We start from the raw sequence: 22,907 nt of genomic DNA on the forward strand, positions 1-22,907 counted from the left end.
CTTCTCCATGTCAAAAAGAACGATAACCGTAATTCCAGGTGATGGAATTGGCCCAAGTATTATTGATTCAGCCTTAAAAATTCTTGATAAAGCGGGCTGTGATTTTGAATATGAATTTGCCGATGCCGGCCTGACTGCACTTGAAAAGCAAGGCGAGTTACTGCCAGCACGCACTTTAGAACTCATCGAAAAAAACCGTATCACGCTGAAAGGGCCGCTGACGACTCCCGTTGGTGAAGGCTTTACTTCTATCAACGTAACCTTGCGTAAGAAATTCGGTCTGTATGCTAACGTACGCCCAGTACTGTCTTTCAAAGGTACCCAAGCCCGTTACGAAAATATCGATATCATCACAGTACGTGAAAACACCGAAGGCATGTATTCTGGCCATGGTCAAAAAGTGTCTGAAGATGGTTTAACGGCAGAAGCGACCAGTATCGTCACTCGCCAAGGTGCTGAGCAAATCGCCACTTTCGCCTACGAACTAGCTCGCAAAGAAAACCGTAAGAAAGTCACTATCGTGCACAAAGCTAACATCATGAAGTCAACGTCAGGCCTGTTCCTGAAAGTGGCCCGCGAAGTGAGCCTACGTTACCCAGACATCAAGACAGAAGAAATGATCGTCGATGCAACGTGCATGAAGTTAGTGATGAACCCAGAAAACTTCGATGTGATCGTGACGACTAACCTGTTCGGTGACATTTTATCGGATCTGTGTGCCGGTTTAGTAGGTGGTTTAGGTATGGCACCTGGCGCAAACATTGGCCGTGATGCTGCAATTTTCGAAGCCGTTCACGGTAGTGCGCCTGATATCGCTGGCAAAAACCTCGCAAACCCAACCTCAGTAATTTTAGCGTCTATCCAAATGCTGGAATACTTAGGTATGGCTGACAAAGCTGAGCAAATCCGTAAAGCGGTATCTGCAGTGATCGAAGAAGGCGACCGTACGACTCGCGATTTAGGCGGCACTCACGGCACGACTGACTTCACGCAAGCGGTGCTTGAGCGTCTGTGATCTCAATGCTAAGCGCGTTTAAGACGAGCCTATAACGCGCTTGTTCAAGCAAAAGCTTAAAAGAAGCAAGCGCTTGAAACTCAAATGAGTAAACACAAAAAAGCCCCAAAGTTTCCTTTGGGGCTTTTTGTTATCTAGCTTTTAAACCTGCGTGGCTTTAAACCCGCATGACTATTACCATTCTAGCGACAACAAGATCACCGCAGGGTTAGCGCAGCAATTAATTCCACGCGGTATTAGGACGTAGCCATAAATGCACTGTCACTTCATCACGGTCGTGATAAAGATGCTTACACTGCACTTTAAAATCCGTCACACCATTCTCTTTAAGAATCGTCTGCATGGTCTCAAGAATGGCTGTCACTTCTTTATAGCGGCTCTTCATCGGTAATTTAAGGTTAAAAATCGCTTCCTTAAACCAACCGTTAATCGCCCAAGCTTCAATCAGTTCGGCAACACGCGCAGGTTTCTCAACCATGTCGCACACCAGCCAATAGATATTTTTACGTTGCGGTTCGAAACGGAAACCGTCTTCACGGTAATGTTTCACTTGGCCCGTTTCCATCAGTTTTTCATCCATAGGGCCATTATCAACTGCCGACACAAACATGCCGCGACGCACCAGTTGATAAGTCCAGCCACCAGGGCAAGCGCCCAAATCCACTGAGTTCATGCCACTGCGAATACGCTCTTCTTGCTCTTCCTTAGGCACGAATTGGCCAAAGGCTTCGTCGAGTTTCAGACTAGAACGACTCGGTGCATCCGCCGCCATTTTAAGGCGTGGAATGCCCATAAAATGTGGCGAACTGTTATTGCTATAGGAATAACCCACATAGGCACGGCCGGGGCCAATAAAACACACGTGGATAATCGGACGTTTGGGATTTTCCTGCGCGAGCAAGCTACCCGATTTTTTCAAATGCTGGCGTAAAGGCACAGTGAACTTACGGCAAAAAGCCGAGAGCTCTTTCGCTTCGTTAGTGTCAGGTGTTTCAACCCGCACTTCACCCGCTTTGCTGACGTCACTGAGCGCCGCAACGATTGGGCTTATTCTGTCATTTTCAGGCAAGTCGACTAACAAGTCGCTAGCAGCAAACATCTGGCGAGCGAAAATGAGCGAATCTAAAGGTAATTGTTTGACTAACGTATCAGCAGCGTCGTCTTCAAAACATTGGTATACAACATAAGCGTCGTTATTGTTGGCCTTAACAAAGCCACCCACATTGAGCTCACCGGCTCGCTGTTGGATTTCTGCAGCGCATTCTTTTTCAAAGCCTGCGCGGCAAAATAAAAATAGGTTTTTCATGGGGATCCCTGAGAAATCCAAGCCAAAGCATTGGCTGACTATCGATTTGGGCGCCAGTATACCAATTTCAATCCACAAATGCCCTATTTGCCTACTGCTGAACCTTGAATTGCGATTAGAGAAATAAAAAAGGCTTAGGTGCACCCTAAGCCTGTTAACTCACATAAGCATCAATGATTAAGACTCATGGCCGTCGATAACTTTGTGACGCCATACCGCGGCGGCAAATAATAACCAACCGAGTAAGAAACAACCACCACCCATAGGCGTAATAGGACCTAACCACTTAGTCCCAAACAAAGCCAGTCCATATAGTGAGCCCGAAAATAGTACTATGCCTGCGACAAAGAGATATGCCGACCAGTCCAGTAAACGCGAGGTTAACCATTGGCCCGAGAATGCAACCATGATGAGGGCAAAGGTATGGTAGAAATGATATTGCACACCTAAGTTAAAGACTTCAATTAAGTTTGGTGGCGCGACCGCTTTTAAACCATGGGCACCAAAAGCCCCTAAAGCGACGGCTAAGAATCCGCTCACGGCGGCGAGTAACAATAAACCTTTACGCATTTAACGCTCCTGCTGGAATGGGATTAACTCATTCAACATTTATTCGCTCAACATCAAGCTCACGAATAAAATCACTTGATAAATCAATAGCACGTGCAAGGTTAGTGGCTTCACTGGTGCCTGACGACTTTCTTGGGACAAAACTATGATCGCCGTCGGTTATCCAAACCAATCCTATCTCAGCTTTCAAGGGCCAGCTTGGGATCTGCGCTTTGCCACCAAACTTATCCCGCTCCCCCTGTACGACTAATACTGGGACTTGGCATTCATTCAAAGGTTCCAATCTAGGCTCGCCGCCTTTGAGTGGCACAAAAGGATAACCTAAACAAATCACCCTATCGATGCGCGCCGCTAATGCAGGATCACAGGCTAATAGGGCCGCCATACGACCGCCCATGGATTTCCCCATTAACACCACACGTTCAACTTGTGGTTGTGAGTGGGCGATATCGAGCATATGTGTAAAACACGCAAGCAATTTAGGCGCACGGTCCGGTGGACGCCGTTTGCCATCGACTGCATTCGCCTGCATATAAGGAAAATTAAAGCGCATCACTCGGAAGCCCTGAGCAACGAATCCCGCCGACATGGCCTGCATAAAATCAGAATCCATGTTAGCACCCGCACCGTGGGCCAATAAAATCAAAGTACTCGCAGGCTCCCCTTCTAATACATAAATCGGCTTATCCGGGCAACAACTCACTGCGAGACTCCTCGGCAAACATGTCTAACATCCATTCACGAAACGCCACCACTTTACCTAACTCAGCATGGTTTTGTTGGCAAACTAAGTAATAAGCATCTTTACTGACCAAGACTTCTTGGAATGGGCACACAAGCCGCCCAGCTTTAATATCGGGGCGTGCCAGCACGCTGTAACCCAGGGCAACCCCTTGACCGTGGGCTGCCGCCTGCAATACCAAAGACGAATGACTGAAAATAGGTCCTTGATTCACATTAATATCGGTAATGCCACATTGCCTAAACCACGCCTGCCAATCGTGACGATTCATATCATGTAATAACGTGTGATACTTTAAATCGCTCGGTTTTGAGAGTGGTTTAGGACCGTTGAGCAACATGGGCGAACATACGGGAATAAGCACTTCGTTTCTGAGCTTATCTGCACGTAGCCCGGGCCAATTACCTAAGCCATAATAAATAGCCACATCCACATCATCGGTTAATGAACTCGCTTCGGTATCAACGGCCTTAATTCGCACATCGATATCGGGATTTTTCTCACTGAATTTAGCCAAGCGTGGCACTAGCCATTGAATCGCAAAACTGGGTGACATACTGACCGTCAGCGAACCAATCGCACTGCGGGCGAGTAATCTGTCGGTAGCATCGGCAAGCTGAATAAAGATATCTTTGATGTCGAGAAAATAGCTTTGCCCTTCTTCGGTTAATAGCAAAGAACGGTTCTTTCGACGAAATAATTTTAATCCGAGGAAATCTTCTAATGCCTTTATTTGATGGCTCACCGCAGCCTGTGTAACAAACAATTCTTCCGCTGCCCGCGTAAAGCTCAAATGCCGCGCGGCTGCCTCAAAAGCTTTAACCGCATTAAGCGGTGGTAATCGTCTCGACATAGTGATCTCAGTCTCGTTTTTTAATTAGTTTTTCTAATCCGTATTGTTACATTTAATCGTTTGTAAAGGCCAGCATTTTTGGTTAAATTTTGCGCCAATGAAACAGCTTATCAACGAAACACCAATAGCGATGAAACATCCATAGCTATGAAATACCTAAGTTAGACAATCTCAAAGTTGATGATGGGAATGTCTGACAGCGTTAATTTGTCAGCCCGGAGGCGACTATGTTCAATTTAAAATCGGCATTTGCGTTAATATTAGTCTCAGCACTCAGCTTTAATGCCAGTGCAAATGTACTCGTTGACGAAATCGTCATCGACACAAGCGACTTGCAAGCCAATATCACTGCAGATTTAACCGCTGCAATGAATAAAATGCACCAAGAAGTGCTACAAGAAGCCACTCTGTTGATTGCCACTGACGATGTCGCATCTCATCAGCAAGTCGTTAAAGCCGAATAACCTAAACGACATTGAAATTCAGGTCACGATCAGTAAGAGCAAAGAAAAAGCCGCATTAATATGCGGCTTTTTTGTACTTGAATAGCAAATCAATCCCACTGACGATATACGGCAATGGGCAGGTTTTCGCCCGACTTATGGACGATACACTTTCACGTTCGTGTAACCTTGCTCGATTAAATACAATGCCTGCAATTTACTCATCACCCCACGCTCACAATAGAGCAAATAAGTCTTTTGCTTATCGAGATCGGCAAACTGAGTCGCTAACTTGAAGAATGGGATGCGCTTTATCTCAATACCTTCAATTTGCAGCGGTTTGCTTTCCTCTTCTTCAGGGGCACGAATATCAATGACCACTTGGTTGGTATCGATACTGGCAACTGTTTCTGTCTCAGTAATCCGAGTATCCATTTGTTCTGCGATCTCCCTGATATCGATAGTGACAGATTGGGCGATGATCTGATCAATCAAATCCTCAGAGAACTTTTTCTCTTCCGCTTCAACCTTAGCTAATACCGCTTTTACCGTCGGCTTTTGCGAAATTACGCCGCAATATTCAGGCATTGATTTAGCAAAATCTTCGGTGCCGATTTTACGGCTCTCGTTGATAATGTCTTGCTTATCCATGGCGATTAAGGGACGTAGAATCAATAACTCAGTACAACGGTCGATGACGTTTAAGTTGGTCAGGGTCTGGCTAGACACTTGGCCTAAACTTTCACCGGTAACTAAGGCTTGAATGCCCATACGCTCGGCTATACGCGCCGCGGTACGCATCATCATGCGTTTCAATACAACGCCCATTTGACCGTTATCGATACGCTCTAAAATCTCAGCAACCACAGGCTCAAAAGGCACAGAGATAAACTTCACTTTGTGGGATTCACCGTAGGTTTTCCACAAATGGTAAGCCACTTGTTTTACACCAATTTCGTGCTGTGCGCCGCCCAGATTGAAGAAGCAGTAATGGGTACGAGCGCCTTTTTTGATAAATTGATAGCTAGATACGCCAGAGTCAAAACCACCCGAAATCAAGGACAATACATCTTCCTGTGTTGCCATCGGAAAACCGCCTAGACCTTCAATACGCTTAGTCACCATATAAAGATTATCGCGCTCAATCTCTAAATTAACGGTAATGTCCGGATTCTTTAAACGCACGCCCAGCGCATCAGTAAACTGGTTTAAGCCACCACCGACATAACGTTCAACTTCAATAGAATTAAAATCATGATCGCCAGTACGCTTTACTCGCACGCAGAAGGTTTTACCCGCGAGTTGGTCACGGTAAACAGGCAAGACTTGCTGATAAATATCATCAACAGATTCAAAGCTGTACTCATCCACTTGCACTACGTGTGCAATGCCAGGAATACACGCCAGACGCTCACCGAAAGCTTGGGCCAATTCAGGCTTATCCTTTGGTACCATCACCATAATGCGGTCCCATTGACGCTGCACTTTTGCATCTTCGTCAACTTTTTTAAGCACATTACGGATGTTAGTTTCGAGCATTTTGGTGAAGCGCATGCGTACAGGCTTGCTCTTCATCATGATTTCTGGATACAGCTTTACAATAAACTTCATGGGATTTCCGCGGGCAATTTTAAAACAGCAAAATTGGTTAAAAGAATAATCGGGGGATTATATACCCAAGCAACCTAAAAAGGCGAGTTTCAGCGCACATAGCCAACAGCGACACAGGCCAAATTTGTGGCGTATTCATCGCGTATTAATGACTAAATCACGGCAGCTAATTAGGCTGAAATAATGTCACTAAAGCCTATTCGAATGGTGTGAATTTCCCTGCTTAAAATAAGTGATTTGAGATAAATTATTAACAATAAGTCGTTGAGGGATGGTCAAGGAAACTTAGGGATTACACACTCAATGTGATTAACGTAAAGCCCAAATGGATTTAAATCAACCACAGTGATTTGATGCATAACACGTTAACTAAAAGGGAAAAGTCCACATTAGCTCAATAAAAAAGCCGCAAGATTATTGCGGCTTTAAATTGGGAGAGTATCTAAACACTTAAGGCGAATTACCGATCTGAATTTCTTCAGACTCCTTAGCTTTACCTTGCTCAATAGCAATTTCAACCCTGCGGTTACGGGCACGATTTTCCGGAGAATCGTTAGGCACAATCGGATTGTTAGACGCCATACCAACCACTTTCATTCGATTAGAATCAAAGCCGCTGACCTGTACTAACTCATGGGCCACTGCCACGGCACGTTTGCTGGATAAATCCCAATTAGAACTATAGAGCTCATCGCTTATTTGCATATCATCCGTGTAACCTGACACTGTGATGACACCTGGCACATCTTTTAACAATTCGCCGACTGAGCGTACCACAGGTTTAAATCGAGGCTGCAGGAAACCTGAGCCAGAAGCAAATGACCCCTTCTCACGTATACGAATAATAATCTGCTGACCTAATGACTCAATTTCAATCGCTCCATCGGTAATCTCTTTATTGAGCTCCTGCGCCATCTTCTTCACTTGCTGATTGATCTTTTCTTGCGCCGCTGCCGCTTCCGCTTTAACCGCATCGGCCACTTCTTGCGCCGTAGCACTCGCTTCGCCACCCCGCTGAGAACCATTTTGCTGCTGCACGCCGCCCGCACTATCGTCTTCACCCGCTTGGAAATCCAATACAGGTTCAGTCATTTCATTCGTTTGCTGGTTAATGATTTCAATCGGAGTCGGATCGGGGCGTCCTGGTCTAAATTCTAAGGCAATGACAGAAGTCCCTTTCGGGATATCTTTAACTTCCACCTTATTTTGCACACCAAAGGCATACTTCATTGAGCCCGCGATCTGCTTAAACTTCATCACGTCCATTTCAGAAAATGACAATAACAATACGAAGAAACACATCAACAGCGACATCAAGTCGGCAAATGTTGCCAACCAGAGCGGTGCTCCGGGCGGTGGACAATTGCACTTAGCCATGGGCTACTCTCCGTCCGTTGTATCGATTTTACGATTTTTTTCAGCAAGATAGTTTTTCAAAAAGCCTTCAATCACCCGCGGGTTTTGTCCATCTTGAATCGCCAATACCGCATCCATAATAAGATTACGGTTAAGCATTTCCTCCCCCATCCTAAGCGTTAGCTTATCCGCGATAGGAAGACAAACCATGTTAGCAACCATAGCGCCGTATAATGTGGTTAACAACGCAACCGCCATCGAAGGACCAATAGATTTAGGATCCGCCATATTTGATAACATGGCCACGAGACCAACGAGTGTACCTATCATCCCCATCGCTGGCCCAACATCGCCAAAGGCTCTAAATATGCCAATCCCCGTACGATGACGTTCTTCCGTTAGAGCGATGTCCTTCTCTAGAGCTGCACGCACTACTTCACCATCATGACCATCGACTAACATATCGACAGCCTTTTGCATAAAAGTATTGCTAATTTGCGCCTCTTCTAATGCCAAAAACCCCCCTTTACGGGCAGCATCTGCCATAGTCACTGACTGTTCAATCAAGTCTTCTGGTTTATCAATCTTAAATACAAAAGCTTTCAAAGCAATTTTAACGGCGCTTAAAAACTGTTTAAGAGTGAACTTCATCATTACCACGAAGAAGGACCCACCGAACACAATCAGGATCGAGGGCACATCAACGAAAATCATCAAGCCGCCACTGGTCACCATAGCGCCGAGAATAAAACCAAAGGCTCCCACAATTCCGATTATTGTTGCTAAATCCACAACGGCTCCTCAATTTTCGTAATAAACGACATAATACTTACTCTGGGTAAGCAAGAACACTCAGTTATTCTACCGAATAAGATAATCCCACCGACACACATACGAGCCTTGTTTATCCAGTTAAAAATTACCATACAAATGATGATACTATTGTCAGTTATCGGACACACACTAAGCAAGTTTAGCGACAATTTATATTTTCTGGAAAAATTTCAGTAACAAAGCGTGCTATTGAGCAAATATCTTTAGTCTGAATTTGACCCTTACGCCGCCCTGATATACCTTGTGTCCGCTAAATCAAAGGAAACCTGAACGTGGCGAAGAAACCCGAAAATCTTAGTTTTGAAGAATCCCTTGGCGAACTTGAACGCATCGTTGCCGATCTAGAACAAGGCGATATCTCCCTCGATGACGCGTTAAAACAATTTGAACGTGGCATCAATCTCGTTCGAAATAGCCAAGCAAAACTCGAACAAGCCCAACAAAAAGTGGCCATTTTACTGAAACAAGACGAAAATGCGCCCCTATCCCCCTATGCCGTTGAGGGCGAATAAGCGTGTTAGTCAGTACCATTCAAGAATATCAACAACGAGTTGATGATCAATTAAAACAGCGTTTTAGTACGCTTGAAGATACCGCTCCCCAATTAAAAGCCGCTATGACTTACGGTGCCTTATTGGGAGGGAAGCGCATTCGACCGTTCCTCGTATACAGTGTAGGACGCATGTTTGGGGTCGAACTCGAAAAGTTAGATGCTTGCGCCGCAGCCATTGAATGTATCCATGCTTATTCATTAATCCACGACGATTTACCCGCCATGGACGATGACGAGCTGCGCCGTGGCCAGCCGACAGTGCATATCGCCTTTGATGAAGCGACGGCCATTTTAGCGGGGGATGCTCTGCAAACCTTAGCCTTTGAAATTGTCACCGAAGCCGTAGCAGGGATCAGCAGCGAACAACATATTGCTATGGTAAGAGTATTAGCCAAAGCCTCAGGTTATCGTGGTATGTGTGGAGGCCAAGCGATAGACTTAGCCTCGACCGATAAACATATTGATCTTAAAGCGTTAACTCAGCTACATAATATGAAAACTGGCGCCCTTATCAGCTGCGCCGTTGAGTTAGCTTTGATCGCCGCAAACGCGCCAAAAGATCAGTATGCTGCTATGATGGATTTTGCTCGTGCGGTCGGACTCGCCTTCCAAGTACAAGACGATATCCTTGACATCGTAGCCACCACCGAAGAGCTAGGTAAACCGCAAGGCTCTGATACTGAATCGAATAAGAGTACGTTTCCACAACTACTTGGACTACAAGGTGCACAAGACACCGCCAAACAACTGATCCAAGAGGCACTATCAGCGCTGGCTAAATTGCCATACAATAGCCAGTTAATTGCAGACTTCGCCCGCTATATCATTGAGCGAAGAATATAATAAGAGTCGAAGTATCTCGCTATGAGTTTGGACATTTCTCAGTTTCCCGTGTTGGCGCAGGCCAACACCCCCAATGAGCTCCGCCAGCTTCCTCAGGCACTTTTACCACAAGTAGCCGATGAACTGCGCGAGTTCCTTCTTAAGTCTGTTGGCATGTCCAGCGGACATTTTGCCTCTGGGCTCGGCACAGTAGAACTCACTGTGGCACTGCACTATGTCTACAATACCCCCTTTGATCGACTGATCTGGGACGTAGGCCATCAAGCCTACCCCCATAAAATTCTCACGGGTCGACGTGACAAAATGCACACCATTCGGCAAAAAGATGGCTTACATCCTTTCCCATGGCGTGAAGAAAGTGAATACGACACTTTCAGCGTTGGCCATTCAGGCACGTCGATTAGCGCCGCACTGGCGATGGCGATAGCTGCAGAAAAAGAACAAGCAGGTCGTAAAGTTGTCGCTGTCATCGGCGATGGCGCTATGACCGGCGGCATGGTGTTTGAAGCCATGAACCACGCGGGCGACTTGCACAATGACATGCTCGTGGTACTGAACGACAACGAAATGTCGATTTCAGAAAATGTCGGCGCCCTCAACAATCATTTAGCACAACTGATGTCAGGCCGTTTCTACACCACACTGCGCGAAGGCGGCAAAAAAGTGTTGAAAGGTATGCCAGTCATCAAAGAAATGGCCAAGCGCACTGAGGAACACCTCAAAGGTATGGTCGTTCCTGGCACTCTATTTGAAGAGTTAGGTTTCAACTACATAGGTCCTATCGACGGCCACGATGTAGACGCTCTGGTCGAGACCATGCGCAATATGCGTAATCTGAAAGGTCCACAGGTGCTGCACATCATGACCAAAAAAGGTCGTGGTTATGAACCTGCTGAAAAAGATCCTATTGGTTGGCATGCTGTGCCTAAGTTTGACCCATCACTCTTTAAAAAGCCGGCCACCAAACCCGGTTTACCGACCTTTTCTCAAGTCTTCGGTAAATGGTTGTGCGACATTGCCGAACAAGATGAGAAAGTGTTAGCGATTACTCCTGCGATGCGTGAGGGTTCTGGCATGGTGGAGTTTTCCCAGCGCTTCCCGAAACAATATTTCGATGCAGCGATTGCCGAGCAGCATGCAGTCACCTTAGCGGCGGGTTTTGCCTGCGAAGGTTTCAAGCCTGTAGTCGCGATTTACTCGACTTTCCTGCAACGCGCCTATGATCAGCTTATTCACGATGTCGCACTACAACAATTGCCCGTGTTATTTGCCATTGACCGTGGCGGTATCGTCGGTGCCGATGGTCCCACCCACCAAGGTGCATTCGATTTAAGTTTTATGCGTTGTATCCCTAATATGGTGATCATGGCGCCGTCCGATGAAAACGAATGTCGTCAAATGCTCTACACTGGCTATTGCTATGATGCGGGCCCAAGTGCGGTGCGTTACCCAAGGGGTAGTGCCACGGGAGCGATGCAAGTCGAGTCCATGACTGCGTTGCCAATTGGTAAAGGTGTCATTAAGCGCATCGGTAAGCGTATTGCCATACTTAACTTTGGTACCTTGCTCGCATCGGCATTAACCGCTGCCGAAAGCTTAGATGCGACGGTTGTCGATATGCGCTTTGTGAAACCACTTGATGTTGATCTGGTAAAAGAAATGGCACTAACCCATGAAGTGTTAGTCACTGTGGAGGAAAATGCCATTATAGGCGGTGCGGGTGCCGGAGTGCTTGAACAGCTTCAAAAGCTAAAAATGCCTAAAGCCGTACTCCAAATTGGTTTGCCAGACGAGTTCATTAAACATGGCTCGCCAGAGGAAGTCATCCACGATTTGCAACTGGATGCCGAAGGCATACTGGCGCAAATCAATGCTTATCTAGCGCAATAGGCTGAACTTGCTTATCTCGTTAAGACGCTAAATGTTATCAATAAAAAATTCCGCCCATAAAAAAAGGACTGCAATTGCAGTCCTTTTTTGTTGCTGTCTGTTATAACAGCGGCTGATCCAATAAAGCTTAAGCTTCGATATCTATCGTCGCAGTTTCTTGGTTTGGGCCACCCTGTGACACCATCACCATCGCAGGGCGCAGCAAGCGACTGTTCAGCTCATAACCCTTTTGCATCACCAACATCACAGTGTTCGCAGGGAACTCGGCGCTTGGCTGCATGCCAATCGCTTGATGTTGATCAGGGTTAAATGACTGACCTTGTGGATCAATTTGCTTAACACCAAATTTAGCCACCGCAGTGAGTAAGCTTTTTTGAGTTAACTCAACACCTTGATAAATCGCTTTAGTCGCTTCATCTTCTGGGTTTGTCCCCATTAGCGCGCGCTCCATGTTATCAAGCACAGGCAAAAGTTCATTGGCGAACTTTTCCAAGGCAAACTTGTTCGCCTTTTCCACATCCATTGCCGCACGACGACGAATGTTATCGACCTCGGCTGCGGCGCGGATGACTGAATCCTTCTGCTCTTCAACTTTCGCCAAAGCTTCAGCGAGTAACTGTTCCAGCTCTTCAATACGGAAATTGGCCTGGGTAAGCTCATCGATCAGACTTGCTTCTGCGGTAGATACTTCAGACTCTACACCCTCTTGGATCAGATCCTGTTCTGCTTTAATCGATTCGTTGCTCATTTTCACTCCAGCTAAAAATGCTTTGTTTCTGAAATACTCTGGGCATATTATGGGGATCAATTTTGACGTTTCAAGGCCTAAGGCCAGATCTAGCATAAATATGACCACAAAGTTTCATACTATCGGCCTTATCGGCAAACCTCACCACCAAGGGACCAACCAAACCTTAAAGCGTCTACATTATTGGCTGACAATGCAGGGCTTTGAAGTCTTAGTGGAAGAGCGTGTTGCTACCGAATTAGGACCCAATATCATAGCGGTCGATTTACTAGAAATTGGCGCGCGTTGCGACTTAGCCATAGTCGTCGGTGGTGACGGTAACATGCTCGGCGCGGCAAGGGTATTAGCCCGCTTCGATTTAGGCGTGATTGGGGTTAACCGCGGCAATTTAGGCTTTTTAACCGATCTGCCGCCCGATGCCTTCGAAGAGGCGCTCGCCAAGGTACTCGATGGAGAGTTCGATACCGAGCATAGATTCTTACTCGAAGCCGAAGTCTATCGCCACGGTATGCTCAAGGCGAGCAACACCGCCGTCAACGAAGCCGTACTCCATCCGGGTAAAATTGCCCACATGATTGAGTTTGAGGTCTATATTGACGATCAGTTCATGTACAGCCAACGTGCCGACGGCATGATAGTGTCAACGCCTACCGGTTCAACGGCCTACGCCCTCTCCGCTGGCGGCGCTATTCTGACGCCTAATTTACAGGCCCTAATCTTAGTACCTATGTTCCCGCACACTCTGTCGTGTCGCCCGATTGTTGTCGATGCGTGCAGCACCATAAAAATGGTTGTGTCACCTGAAAATGGCGAAAACCTCGAAGTCAGCTGTGATGGCCACGTGCATTTAGCCGTGTTACCCGGCGATGAAATCATAGTGCGCCGCAGCTCTGAACGTTTACGGCTTATTCATCCTAAAGGACACAACTATTTCCACGTGCTGCGGACCAAATTAGGCTGGGGCAGCAAGTTGTTTTAAGTCTGTATCTGTTGGCTAAATCACCAATAAAAGAGACATATCACGTCTCTTTTTTATTTTGTAAATTTAACCTAGAAGGTTGCGATTAAAGCCTTATCTTTTCCCCTGCACAGTCTTTGGTGAACTTTTTAGCACTTCTCACAAACAACTAATATTCGCATTAATGGCGTTTGAGCATTAATGACACTAACCAGTCTGATAAAAGTTCAAACAGTATTTTTTAGTTTTGTTACTTAAAATTTCTGCTTCAATTTCACCCTGTTCTCTCAATTTCCCCTCTTAACCCATTAGAAGCGGTCACTTTTTATTTCAACTTTTCTGTTATTCGCTCAATATACTTGAATATTTGGGCTGGCTGTTCGCTCAAATAAACTGAAACTAAATTAAACAATGGTTATTAAATTTCATATTAAAGTAAAATTCATTAAGTGATATCCATCACAATAAAATCCCACCATTTTAAAACGTGCTCTAGATCACTATAAAAAACCATTCCAAAATGGACATATTAGGCAAACATTACAATAGCTTGATGAAAATAGAAGTAAATGAGTTAATCTAGCCACAACAATCTATGCGACCTTAATCACACCTTAAAAATGACTGAAAAAACCAATAACAGACTATTAATGAAATAAATGGATCAGTTAATTGCAATAATGACGATGAATATGAGTGATAGCTCTACTTTTAATAACCAGAAAAACAACAAATTTAATTTAATATAACCAAAGTAGATATACACCCAACAGTCTAAGTGATCATTGTCACATATAAGAAAATCCCCCGAGAGAAGCACCCCGCAGCACTGTAAATTAGCATTTCATATAACAGCCAAGATGATCTAGATCATATTAGTCAAGCTCACAATAGCGTCTAGTACACAACACAGAATGTCGAGACCGTAAGTACTTGCAGTATTAACTGCTGATTTATTGGTCTGGGAAGTCGACATGAAGGCAGATGAAAAATCCTAATATCAATAATAAGACAGACCACTTTATGAAGAGGCAAGCATGACAATACTTCAACTCCTCGCTAGCTTGACGCCAGTGCTCAGTGTAATGCTATTTCTAGTGTTACTCAGAATGCCTGCATCTAAGGCTATGCCTATCTCCATGATAATCACAGCGCTCGCCGCCGTGTTTATTTGGCAAATGGATACCACATTACTGGCGGCATCGGTCCTCGAAGGACTGCTCTCAGCCATCACACCGTTAACCATCATTTTTGGTGCCGTATTCCTACTCAATACCCTGAAATACTCAGGTGCCATGGACACTATCCGTGCTGGGTTTACTAACATCAGTGCCGATGCCCGTGTACAAGTCATCATCATCTGTTGGTTATTCGGTGCCTTTATTGAAGGTAGTGCTGGTTTTGGTACTCCCGCAGCCATTGGCGCACCACTACTGGTATTGCTTGGTGTACCACCCGTTGCCGCAGCTGTCGTGGCTTTGATTGCTGACTCGGCCTGTGTATCCTTCGGTGCGATTGGTCTACCCGTACTTTTTGGGATGGAACAGGGTCTGATCCAAGGTGGCGTGAGCATGGCGGCGGAGCAATTTGCTGCCCATGGCGGTAACTATGCTGGTTATGCGCGATATATCGTCATGCATATGATCACTATCGACTTAATCACAGGTTCATTAATTCCTCTCGTAATGGTGACCATGCTAACAGGATTCTTTGGTCGCAATAAATCCTTTAAGGAAGGCTTAGCAATTTGGAAATTTGCGATTTTCTCAGGTCTTGCCTTTACCGTCCCCGCATGGATCATCAACTACCTTGCAGGCCCAGAATTCCCTTCGGTTATCGGTTCATTGATCGGTATGGCCTTAGTGATCCCGGTTGCGCGTAAAGGCTACTTACTGCCTAAAACGCCATGGAATGATTTCGCAGAGAATGACAGTCAAGAAAGCGGAAAAGTCGAAACAACGGCTAAGTTTTCCCAAATTGCCGCTTGGACACCTTACATCATCATGGCTGCGCTTTTGGTACTGTCGCGTACAGTGGCACCGTTAAAAGCATGGTTATCAAGCTTTAACATCAGCTGGACAGGCCTAATGGGCACTGAGCTAAAAGCCAGCTTCGCCACCCTATATGCCCCTGGCGCCTTCTTTGTTGCCGTGTGTATTCTAGGTTTCTTCCTGTTCAAAATGAAAAGCCCTGCGATTCAGCAAACGGTCGGTGTTTCATGTAAGTCCATGTTGCCAACCATTATTTCATTAGGCGCATCAGTGCCTATGGTAAAAATCTTCTTAAACTCAGGCGCGAATGGTGCAGGTCTTGCCTCAATGCCTGTCGCTTTAGCGGATATGTTGGCAGGTTCCATGGGCGCAGTGTGGGCTTGGATGGCGCCTATCGTGGGGATTTTTGGTGCCTTCTTATCGGGTTCCGCCACGTTCTCAAACATGATGTTCTCCAGCCTACAATACAGCGTTGCCGACAATATTGGCATGAACCACACACTGGTATTGGCACTACAAGGTATCGGTGCAAACGCCGGTAACATGATGTGCGTAATGAACGTGGTTGCCGCTGCAACGGTAGTGGGTATGGCAGGTAGAGAATCAGAAATTATCCGTAAAACAATGCCTGTTGCCATTGGTTATGCCTTACTGGCGGGCACAATAGCTACCCTGTGGGGTGGATTCTAAGCCGTTTTATTTTATTGAATGCCCGAAGTCACTCCCAGTGACTTCGGCTTTAATCTATTAATAAAGAGAGTGATGCTATGTCGATTAACTATAAACTGGTCATCGATGATCTAAGAACGCAATTAGGTGATCATCCCGTGACGGATGATCCCGTTCGCCGTTTTGCCTGGTCCACCGATGCAAGCTACTTCAGGATAGTCCCAGAAGTGGTTGTCCATGCAGAAACCCTAGAACAGGTAAAGCTCACATTAGCCGTTGCCCGTAAGCATGATGCACCCGTCACGTTTAGGGCCGCTGGAACCAGTTTATCTGGCCAAGCTATCGGTGAAGGTATTTTGTTGATCCTTGGCCATGATGGTTTTAGAAAGATTGAAGTCAGTAGCGATGCCAAACAGATCACCTTAGGTGCTGCTGTCATTGGTTCCGACGCTAACGCCGTACTCGCGCCGCTTAACCGCAAAATTGGTCCCGATCCCGCCACCATAGGCTCTGCCAAAATTGGTGGTATTGTGGCAAACAATGCTTCGGGAATGTGCTGTGGTACTGCGCAAAACAGTTACCAAACTATCGCTTCCGCGAAACTTCTTTTTGCAGATGGTACTGAACTCGATACAGGCTGTGAAAAATCAAAAGCTGCCTTTGTTAAATCCCATGGAAAAATACTGGATGCGCTGACAGAACTGTCGCACATGACTCGTCATAACACAGTGTTAGCGGACAGAATTCGTAAAAAGTATTCCATTAAAAATACCACCGGCTACGGCATCAATTCGTTACTCGATTTTACCGACCCATTTGACATCATCAACCACTTAATGGTGGGGATGGAAGGCACCTTAGCTTTTATTAATGAAGTCACTTATCACACAGTGAACGAAGCTAAATTTAAAGCCTCAGCTATGGCCGTATTCCATAATATGGAAGATGCCGCACGAGCCATACCACTGATAAACGGTGAAAGCGTTTCTGCTGCTGAACTCCTTGATTGGCCATCAATCAAAGCAGTAACGGGCAAGCCTGGTATGCCAGATTGGTTATCAGAATTACCGGCCCTATCCGCTATTCTACTGATAGAATCCCGTGCTGATGACGACAAAACCTTAGAAAATTATACTCAAGATGTCACCGCGAAACTCGCCGGTTTTGACTTTATCCGCCCAATGGAATTTAGTACTAATCCAGCGGTTTATGACAAATACTGGGCAATGCGCAAAGGCTTGTTCCCGATTGTAGGTGGTGAGCGTCCAAAGGGAACCTCAGTTATCATCGAAGACGTGGCCTTTGAACTAGAGCATCTTGCTGCTGCGGCGCACGATATCACTGAGCTTTTCCATAAACATGGTTACCCTGAAGGCTGTATTTATGGCCATGCTCTTGCGGGGAACTTCCACTTTATCATTACCCCCACCTTCTCGACTCAAGCTGATATCGATCGTTTCCATGCCTTTATGGATGATATTGCCGACATGGTGATTAACAAGTACGACGGTTCAATGAAAGCCGAGCATGGTACTGGCCGTGCTGTCGCGCCGTTCGTCGAAAAAGAATGGGGACAAGATGCTTACACTTTGATGAAGAGCATCAAACAAGTATTTGATCCACAGGGTATTCTAAACCCAGGCGTTATTCTTAACGACGATAGCAATGTCCACGTTAAAAACATCAAGCCCTGCCCTGTGGTCGATGATTTTGTTGATAAGTGTATCGAATGTGGTTTCTGTGAAAAAACCTGCCCAACATCGGCACTCAACTTCTCACCTCGTCAACGTATTGCGACTCTGCGTGAAATCGAACGTTTAGAACAATCCGGTGATAAAGCCGCCGCAGCAGAAATGCGCGCCGCCGCTAAATACGATGTAGTTGATACCTGTGCCGCCTGCCAGCTTTGTACTATTGCTTGCCCAGTGGATAACAGCATGGGCCAACTGGTGCGTAAACTGCGCACGCCGTACATCAGCACTACTGAACAAAAAGTCTTAGATTTCCAAGCCAAACACTTTGGCGCAGTTAACCAGGTTATCAGTTCAGGTTTTGACATGCTTGGCGTGATCCACAAGATCACTGGCGACAACATTACCAGTGCCCTAATGAAAACCGGCCGTTTGATTTCAAAAGAAGTGCCTTATTGGAACCCAGATTTCCCGAAAGGCGGCAAATTGCCAAAACCATCCCCCGCTAAAGTTGGCCAAGAAACAGTGATTTACTTCCCAGCCTGTGGCGGCAGAACCTTTGGTCCGACGCCAAAAGATCCCGATAACCGCACTTTGCCAGAGGTGGTTGTCACGCTGCTGGAACGTGCTGGCTATAACGTCATCACGCCAGAAAAAACCCGCGATTTATGTTGCGGCCAGATGTGGGAATCTAAGGGCGACTTTAAAAACGCCGATGCCAAACGCCAAGAACTTATCGATGCCGTGAGCAAGATGACTAATGGTGGCAAGCTGCCAGTGATCGTCGATGCCTTGTCTTGCACCTACCGCACTTTGTCAGGTAATCCAAAAGTACAAATTATCGACTTAGTTGAGTTTATGCACGACAAGCTACTGACTAAGCTCAACATCAGCAAAAAAGTCAATGTGGCACTGCACTTAGGTTGTAGCGCACGCAAGATGAAACTTGAACCTAAGATGCAAGCAATCGCTGATGCCTGCTCTGCGCAAGTGTTAAAACCTGCGGGAATTGACTGCTGCGGTTACGCGGGTGAAAAAGGCTTGTATAAGCCTGAAATCAACGCCAGCGCACTGCGTAATATCAAAAAGCTCATTCCTGTCGAGATTAAGGAAGGCTATTACGCCAACCGTATGTGCGAGGTCGGTTTGACCCAACACAGCGGCATTTCCTACCGCCACTTAGCTTATCTGCTCGAAGAGTGCAGCCGCTAATCTGGTATGACAGTAGTAAACAACGGGGCTATTTTTAGCCCCGTTTGTTTATATAAGCGAACTATTCTCATTTATTTGTCATTAAGTATTTTTTGAGAATTTCAAACCTGAATAAATACATTTTAAAATCAATGTAATCATCAAGTTAAAATATTCTCATTTTTGAAAAAATCTACAAGCTCATTTACTAAATTAGGGCTACTTATTCCGCTAAGATAGGCCTATATTTGATCAACTACCTTAGCATTTGTGTGGACTTTGGGGTCGCACAGCAAGGCAATGTCGTTCACTAACAAGAAAGAGAAAACACAATGAAAATCGCCCTTTTCATCCCGTGTCTAGTCAATCAAATGATGCCAGAGGTCGCGATCGCCACCTTGGAATTATTAGAGAAACTCGGGCACCAAGTGATTCTACCCGCGGGTCAAACATGCTGTGGCCAGCCGATGACAAACTCGGGTTGCTTCGATGCAGCACGCAGTACCACCCTTAAATTGCTCAACGCCTTTAAAGGAGTGGAATGCGACGCTATTGTTTGCCCTGCCGCCTCTTGTTTAGTGGCCGCCAAAGAAAACTTCCACGAGTTTGATAGCAGCCCAGAAGCACAAGCTGTGATCAACAAACTCTATGAACTCACAGAGTTTTTACACGATATCGCGCCGATCCCAGCCTTTACCAAGCCCTTCGCGCACAAGGTAAGCTTGCAACTGAGTTGCCATGGCATTCGCATGTTAAGCCTTGCCACCCCAAGTGAGCAAATGGGGCCAAGATTCAACAAAGTCGAAGCTGTATTGGCCAATATTGCCGGCATAGACATAGTGTATCCAGACCGCCGTGACGAATGCTGCGGCTTTGGTGGCACCTTCGCCGTCGATGAAGGCGCAGTGTCAGCCAAAATGGGCAAAGACAAGGCCCAAGCCCACGCCGCAACGGGTGCTGAGTATGTGGTGGGTTTTGATCCTTCATGCCTGTTGCACCTCGATGGCATGATCCGCAGACAGCAATTGCCGATTGAAATTCGCCACATAGCGCAAGTGCTAAACGCCGCGCTCTAGGAGACTCACCATGGCTTACAATCATAATCACGGAGCTAATGGCTCCCAAGTCCATGCCCATAAAGCCGATATTTTTTGCCGCGACGAAACCCGTGTCGACTGGCATTCAAAAGCGCTATGGATGCTCAGAGAAAAACGCGACCGCGCCGCGGGTAGCATCCCAGAATGGGAACAACTGCGTCAGCTTGGCTCAGAAATTAAGCTCCACACGCTAACCCATCTTGCTCAATATCTTGAAACCTTTGAACAAAACTGTATCGCCAACGGCATACAAGTCCATTGGGCCAAAGATGGCGCAGAGCATAATCGTATCGTGCATGACATTTTATCCCGCCATCAAGTCAAAAAGTTGGTGAAGTCTAAGTCTATGCTGACCGAAGAATGTCACCTCAATCCGTACTTAGAACAACGTGGCATTGAGGTCATAGATACCGACTTAGGTGAGCGGATTATTCAGCTCGCTAAAATGCCGCCATCACACATAGTCGTGCCCGCGATCCATATGAAGAAAGAAGAAGTCGGCGAACTCTTCCATGAAAAACTCGGCACTAAAGCGGGGGGATCCGATCCCTTGTATTTAACCCGCGCCGCCCGTGCCCACCTGCGTGAACAGTTCCTTAGCGCCGATGCCGCGATGACAGGCGTGAACATGGCGATTGCCGATAAAGGCGCCGTGGTGGTCTGCACGAACGAAGGCAACGCCGACATGGGTGCTAACCTGCCTAAGTTGCAGTTGCATTCAATGGGGATCGATAAAGTGGTGCCCGATATCGATAGCGCAGCCGTCTTGCTACGCACACTGGCACGCAACGCCACAGGCCAACCTGTCACGACTTATAGCGCCTTTTACCGTGGCCCACAGCCCGAAGGTGAGATGCACATTATTATCGTCGACAATGGCCGCACTGAGATGCTCAAGGATAAAATCCTCGCAGAATCATTGAAATGTATTCGTTGTGGTGGTTGCCTCAATACCTGTCCTGTGTATCGTCGCTCCGGCGGTTACAGCTACAACTACACCATTCCTGGCCCAATTGGTATCGCAGTGGGCGCTAAGATTGATGACACTAACTCGATTGCCTGGGCCTGTACCTTGTGTGGCAGCTGTACCTATATCTGCCCGACGAAGGTGCCGCTCGATAAGATTATTTTCCACCACAGACGCCTTAAGGCTGAAGCCGGAAAACTCCCCTATGGCAAAAACAGTTACATGCCATTAGTGGGTAAATTTATGGCAAGCGAAACCATGCTGAACTGCTCTATGAGTGTGGCGAGAACTGCGCTGCGCATTCTACCGGGTAGTCTGTTAAAACCCTTTAGCGGTGCATGGGGTAAATACCGTGAACTGCCCGTTGCCCCGAACTCCAGCTTCGAAGCTTGGTTTAAGAAACACAGGAGCCTATAAGATGTCTAGTAAACTTGAAATTATCAATGCGCTCAAACTGTCGGCCTTAACAAATCATCCTATGCCAAGCATAGATGTGACGCCAAGAGTCGAAAATCTCGTCGGCCAGTTCGAGACCAACCTCAATACTGTCGCGGGTACGCTGCATAAAGAAGGTGGCATCAAAGCCCTGCAAGCCAAAGTCGATGAACTTATCGCCCAAGGGTTACAGGTCATCTCCCTTGTAGAGGGTGTCACGGCAAACCGTGAAATGCCACCCACTGCCCACGAGCTCAAAAACATAGATTATGCAGTGATCCCTGGTGACATTGGCGTTGCCGAAAACGGTGCCATTTGGGTTAACAATAAAAATCTAGGCCACAGAGTGACACCTTTTATCTGTGAAAACCTGATCTTAGCCCTGCCAACGAATAAGATTGTGCCGACCCTACATCAGGCAGCTAAAGAAATCACGTTAGCATCAGGTGAGTTCGGGGTGTTTATCGCGGGTCCATCAAAAACCGCCGATATCGAACAAGCCCTCGTCGTCGGCGCCCACGGTGCCTGCAGCTTAAACGTGTATTTGCTCTAATGCCTCAAGATTTAATGTAACCAAGAAAATTCAAGGGTTATGGAATCATCGAAACACAAAAGCCGCCTCCATTAGCGGCTTTCTTATTGAGATTTCGCTGAATGATATTTGAGTTGTAGGCTGATAAACCACTAACACTGCTTACCAATTAACGTTTATTGACGAGCAGTTTACAGGCTTGCCATGGCATTCACTCGCCGACTCGGTGAATAGAAACCTAGGGCTTTAAGCTTATGAACGAGAGCCATGGTCGTTCTCATGCATCCCTGCATTGCACGACATTCAGGCGTCCTGCCTATCAGATAGCGAACTGGCAGTTAAACACGGATGTTGTTCAAGTCAATCCGTGGATGCAGGGCCGCCCCATCCTACTCTTTGATGAACGGCGCCATCTCTGATATTTATCTGTGTACGTTAGTGACGCTTAAATATAAACCCAACATTAAGATATTGATTTAAAATGTGATATTACTACGTTATAAGGCAATCGTTAGTGATAGGCAGGGGATCTTTATCAAGTCGCTTTAACACGTGCGATAGCGCACATACTGAGGATACCTTGGTAGTATCCTCGACTCGGTTGATAGTATT

General features: G+C 46.3%; 19 protein-coding genes. 11 read left to right on the forward strand and 8 right to left on the reverse strand.

Features of this window, described 5'->3' with window-relative positions:
- The first annotated feature begins 7 nt into the window (after window positions 1-7).
- Complete coding sequence (locus L5L91_RS02865; RefSeq protein ID WP_113941031.1) at window positions 8-1,015, forward strand: isocitrate dehydrogenase; 1,008 nt, start codon at window positions 8-10, stop codon at window positions 1,013-1,015.
- A 220-nt stretch (window positions 1,016-1,235) separates the two neighbouring features.
- Here L5L91_RS02865 and rlmM read toward each other — a convergent pair whose 3' ends face one another.
- The 4 genes from rlmM to L5L91_RS02885 all read right to left on the reverse strand — a co-directional run bounded on the left by rlmM (window position 1,236) and on the right by L5L91_RS02885 (window position 4,486).
- Window positions 1,236-2,321, reverse strand: coding sequence for a 23S rRNA (cytidine(2498)-2'-O)-methyltransferase RlmM (rlmM, locus tag L5L91_RS02870; RefSeq protein ID WP_011846285.1), 1,086 nt, complete (start codon window positions 2,319-2,321; stop codon window positions 1,236-1,238).
- A 177-nt stretch (window positions 2,322-2,498) separates the two neighbouring features.
- Window positions 2,499-2,891 (reverse strand): DUF423 domain-containing protein, encoded by a 393-nt coding sequence (locus tag L5L91_RS02875; RefSeq protein ID WP_011918954.1) that lies wholly within the window; start codon window positions 2,889-2,891, stop codon window positions 2,499-2,501.
- Window positions 2,892-2,919: 28 nt separating this feature from the next.
- Window positions 2,920-3,594, reverse strand: coding sequence for an alpha/beta family hydrolase (locus tag L5L91_RS02880; protein ID WP_212600334.1), 675 nt, complete (start codon window positions 3,592-3,594; stop codon window positions 2,920-2,922).
- On the reverse strand, window positions 3,575-4,486 hold the full coding sequence (locus L5L91_RS02885; protein ID WP_105249769.1) for a transcriptional regulator GcvA: 912 nt from the start codon (window positions 4,484-4,486) through the stop codon (window positions 3,575-3,577). Before L5L91_RS02885 ends, L5L91_RS02880 begins: the two co-directional genes overlap by 20 nt.
- A 227-nt stretch (window positions 4,487-4,713) precedes the next feature.
- Between L5L91_RS02885 and L5L91_RS02890 the strand changes: the two genes are divergently transcribed.
- Entirely contained in the window at window positions 4,714-4,950 is a 237-nt protein-coding gene (locus tag L5L91_RS02890; RefSeq protein WP_028760686.1) for a hypothetical protein, read from the forward strand.
- Between the two features lie 135 nt (window positions 4,951-5,085).
- On the opposite strand, the gene thiI is transcribed toward L5L91_RS02890, so the two are convergent.
- The 3 genes from thiI to pomA form a co-directional block, all read right to left on the reverse strand.
- Window positions 5,086-6,540 carry a tRNA uracil 4-sulfurtransferase ThiI gene (gene thiI / locus L5L91_RS02895; protein WP_028760687.1) on the reverse strand — a complete coding sequence of 485 codons (1,455 nt, stop codon included), beginning with the start codon at window positions 6,538-6,540 and terminating at the stop codon, window positions 5,086-5,088.
- Between the two features lie 450 nt (window positions 6,541-6,990).
- The gene (locus tag L5L91_RS02900) at window positions 6,991-7,917 is read right to left on the reverse strand and encodes a flagellar motor protein MotB (protein ID WP_113941028.1); all 927 of its coding nucleotides are present in this window, start codon (window positions 7,915-7,917) and stop codon (window positions 6,991-6,993) included.
- 3 nt (window positions 7,918-7,920) lie between these two features.
- Complete coding sequence (pomA, locus tag L5L91_RS02905) at window positions 7,921-8,688, reverse strand: flagellar motor protein PomA (protein ID WP_173497062.1); 768 nt, start codon at window positions 8,686-8,688, stop codon at window positions 7,921-7,923.
- 314 nt (window positions 8,689-9,002) lie between these two features.
- On the opposite strand from pomA, the gene xseB reads away from it, so the two are divergent.
- The 3 genes from xseB to dxs are packed head-to-tail and all read left to right on the forward strand — an operon-like array spanning window position 9,003 to window position 12,016.
- Window positions 9,003-9,242 carry an exodeoxyribonuclease VII small subunit gene (gene xseB / locus L5L91_RS02910; RefSeq protein WP_006080884.1) on the forward strand — a complete coding sequence of 80 codons (240 nt, stop codon included), beginning with the start codon at window positions 9,003-9,005 and terminating at the stop codon, window positions 9,240-9,242.
- Window positions 9,243-9,244: 2 nt separating this feature from the next.
- Window positions 9,245-10,126: a (2E,6E)-farnesyl diphosphate synthase gene (ispA, locus tag L5L91_RS02915; RefSeq protein ID WP_113941026.1), complete on the forward strand. Its 882-nt coding sequence runs from the start codon at window positions 9,245-9,247 to the stop codon at window positions 10,124-10,126.
- A gap of 21 nt (window positions 10,127-10,147) precedes the next feature.
- Window positions 10,148-12,016 (forward strand): 1-deoxy-D-xylulose-5-phosphate synthase, encoded by a 1,869-nt coding sequence (gene dxs, locus L5L91_RS02920; protein ID WP_105249771.1) that lies wholly within the window; start codon window positions 10,148-10,150, stop codon window positions 12,014-12,016.
- Window positions 12,017-12,143: 127 nt separating this feature from the next.
- On the opposite strand, the gene grpE is transcribed toward dxs, so the two are convergent.
- A complete protein-coding gene (grpE, locus tag L5L91_RS02925) occupies window positions 12,144-12,764 on the reverse strand; it encodes a nucleotide exchange factor GrpE (RefSeq protein ID WP_113941025.1) in 621 nt (206 codons plus the stop codon).
- A gap of 100 nt (window positions 12,765-12,864) precedes the next feature.
- On the opposite strand from grpE, the gene nadK reads away from it, so the two are divergent.
- From nadK to L5L91_RS02955, 6 genes are all read left to right on the forward strand, one after another.
- Window positions 12,865-13,743, forward strand: a complete 879-nt coding sequence (gene nadK, locus L5L91_RS02930) for an NAD(+) kinase (RefSeq protein ID WP_081729057.1) — start codon at window positions 12,865-12,867, stop codon at window positions 13,741-13,743.
- A 1,016-nt stretch (window positions 13,744-14,759) separates the two neighbouring features.
- Window positions 14,760-16,403 carry an L-lactate permease gene (locus L5L91_RS02935; RefSeq protein ID WP_049821741.1) on the forward strand — a complete coding sequence of 548 codons (1,644 nt, stop codon included), beginning with the start codon at window positions 14,760-14,762 and terminating at the stop codon, window positions 16,401-16,403.
- Window positions 16,404-16,480: 77 nt separating this feature from the next.
- On the forward strand, window positions 16,481-19,285 hold the full coding sequence (locus tag L5L91_RS02940; protein WP_219250131.1) for an FAD-binding and (Fe-S)-binding domain-containing protein: 2,805 nt from the start codon (window positions 16,481-16,483) through the stop codon (window positions 19,283-19,285).
- A gap of 311 nt (window positions 19,286-19,596) precedes the next feature.
- The gene (locus tag L5L91_RS02945) at window positions 19,597-20,340 is read left to right on the forward strand and encodes a (Fe-S)-binding protein (RefSeq protein WP_006085148.1); all 744 of its coding nucleotides are present in this window, start codon (window positions 19,597-19,599) and stop codon (window positions 20,338-20,340) included.
- Window positions 20,341-20,350: 10 nt separating this feature from the next.
- On the forward strand, window positions 20,351-21,745 hold the full coding sequence (locus tag L5L91_RS02950; protein ID WP_219253105.1) for a lactate utilization protein B: 1,395 nt from the start codon (window positions 20,351-20,353) through the stop codon (window positions 21,743-21,745).
- 1 nt (window position 21,746) lies between these two features.
- Window positions 21,747-22,316 (forward strand): lactate utilization protein C, encoded by a 570-nt coding sequence (locus L5L91_RS02955; protein ID WP_219253103.1) that lies wholly within the window; start codon window positions 21,747-21,749, stop codon window positions 22,314-22,316.
- The last annotated feature ends 591 nt before the right edge of the window (window positions 22,317-22,907 follow it).

Origin of the sequence: Shewanella sp. SM55 (genome assembly GCF_025654025.1) — a bacterium.
In the GTDB taxonomy this organism is placed as follows: domain Bacteria; phylum Pseudomonadota; class Gammaproteobacteria; order Enterobacterales; family Shewanellaceae; genus Shewanella; species Shewanella oncorhynchi.

Bases quoted from the DNA above. Each gene is read 5' to 3' on its own strand.
- L5L91_RS02865 (WP_113941031.1), top strand. From the start codon at position 8: ATGTCAAAAAGAACGATAACCGTAATTCCAGGTGATGGAATTGGCCCA.
- rlmM (WP_011846285.1), bottom strand. From the start codon at position 2,321: ATGAAAAACCTATTTTTATTTTGCCGCGCAGGCTTTGAAAAAGAATGC.
- L5L91_RS02875 (WP_011918954.1), bottom strand. From the start codon at position 2,891: ATGCGTAAAGGTTTATTGTTACTCGCCGCCGTGAGCGGATTCTTAGCC.
- L5L91_RS02885 (WP_105249769.1), bottom strand. From the start codon at position 4,486: ATGTCGAGACGATTACCACCGCTTAATGCGGTTAAAGCTTTTGAGGCA.
- L5L91_RS02890 (WP_028760686.1), top strand. From the start codon at position 4,714: ATGTTCAATTTAAAATCGGCATTTGCGTTAATATTAGTCTCAGCACTC.
- thiI (WP_028760687.1), bottom strand. From the start codon at position 6,540: ATGAAGTTTATTGTAAAGCTGTATCCAGAAATCATGATGAAGAGCAAG.
- L5L91_RS02900 (WP_113941028.1), bottom strand. From the start codon at position 7,917: ATGGCTAAGTGCAATTGTCCACCGCCCGGAGCACCGCTCTGGTTGGCA.
- dxs (WP_105249771.1), top strand. From the start codon at position 10,148: ATGAGTTTGGACATTTCTCAGTTTCCCGTGTTGGCGCAGGCCAACACC.
- grpE (WP_113941025.1), bottom strand. From the start codon at position 12,764: ATGAGCAACGAATCGATTAAAGCAGAACAGGATCTGATCCAAGAGGGT.
- nadK (WP_081729057.1), top strand. From the start codon at position 12,865: ATGACCACAAAGTTTCATACTATCGGCCTTATCGGCAAACCTCACCAC.
- L5L91_RS02935 (WP_049821741.1), top strand. From the start codon at position 14,760: ATGACAATACTTCAACTCCTCGCTAGCTTGACGCCAGTGCTCAGTGTA.
- L5L91_RS02940 (WP_219250131.1), top strand. From the start codon at position 16,481: ATGTCGATTAACTATAAACTGGTCATCGATGATCTAAGAACGCAATTA.
- L5L91_RS02945 (WP_006085148.1), top strand. From the start codon at position 19,597: ATGAAAATCGCCCTTTTCATCCCGTGTCTAGTCAATCAAATGATGCCA.
- L5L91_RS02950 (WP_219253105.1), top strand. From the start codon at position 20,351: ATGGCTTACAATCATAATCACGGAGCTAATGGCTCCCAAGTCCATGCC.
- L5L91_RS02955 (WP_219253103.1), top strand. From the start codon at position 21,747: ATGTCTAGTAAACTTGAAATTATCAATGCGCTCAAACTGTCGGCCTTA.